This window comes from Hymenobacter agri (assembly GCF_054778495.1).
Window position 1 is genome coordinate 1 of sequence record NZ_BAAGZM010001029.1, and the last position, 980, is coordinate 980.

Here is a 980-nt window from a genome sequence, read left to right on the forward strand (position 1 = left end):
CGCACGCGCTGCCGCCCAGCGCCGAGCGGCCCGGCAGTGTGGAGCTGCGCAGCATCTACCAGTTCAGCACGGCGGCCGATTTGAACAAGGCGCGGGCGGTGCTGCTGGCCACGGGCGCGGTGGAGTACGTCGAGCCGCTCTACATCCGGCAGCCGCAGTACCAGCCCAACGACCCGCTGGCCGACTCCACCCTCACCAGCCTCACGGCCAGCCAGTATTACCTGAAGCAGGTGAAGGCCTACCGCGCCTGGGACATCACGCGCGGCGACAGCAGCATCGTCATCGGCATCACCGACGGCGGCGTACGCCTCACGCACCTCGACCTCGCGCCCCAGATTAAGCACAACTACGCCGACCCCATCAACGGCATCGACGACGACCGCGACGGCTACGTAGACAATTTTACGGGCTGGGATTTGGCGAATAATGACAACGACCCGGGCTACGACATCAATATTGTGCACGGTACGCTGGTGGCGGGTGTGTCGTCGGCCCGCGCCGATAACGGCCTGGGCCTGGCCGGACTGGGCAACCGGTGCCGGTTTCTGCCGCTGAATATTTACCCCAACACCCCTACGGGCACTTTCGCCGGCATCGAGGCGGTGGTGTACGCGGCCGACCACGGCTGCCAGGTCATCAATATGAGTTGGGGCGGGCCGGGCGGCTTTTCGCAGTTCGAGCAGGACGCCATGACCTACGCCGCCGTGAACCGCAACGCCGTGCTCATTGGCGCGGCCGGCAACACCAACGCCGACCTCGACTTCTACCCGGCCAGCTACCAGCACGTTGTGTCCGTGTCGGGCGTCGACAACAACGACGTGAAGGTGGGCAGCGCCACCTTCAGCCACCGCGTCGACCTTACGGCCCCCGGCGTGAGTATTCTGACGACCTACGGCTACCACCTGGCCAATGGCGGCGGCCCGGCCGACAACGACTACACGGCCGTGGGCGGCACCTCGTTTGCCGCGCCGCTGGTGGCA

Annotated in this window: 1 protein-coding gene; it reads left to right on the forward strand. The window is 66.4% G+C overall.

Annotated elements, in window-relative coordinates:
- Window positions 1–980: S8 family serine peptidase (locus ACYVDE_RS24230; RefSeq protein ID WP_460504084.1), on the forward strand; the 980-nt coding region annotated here is incomplete at both ends.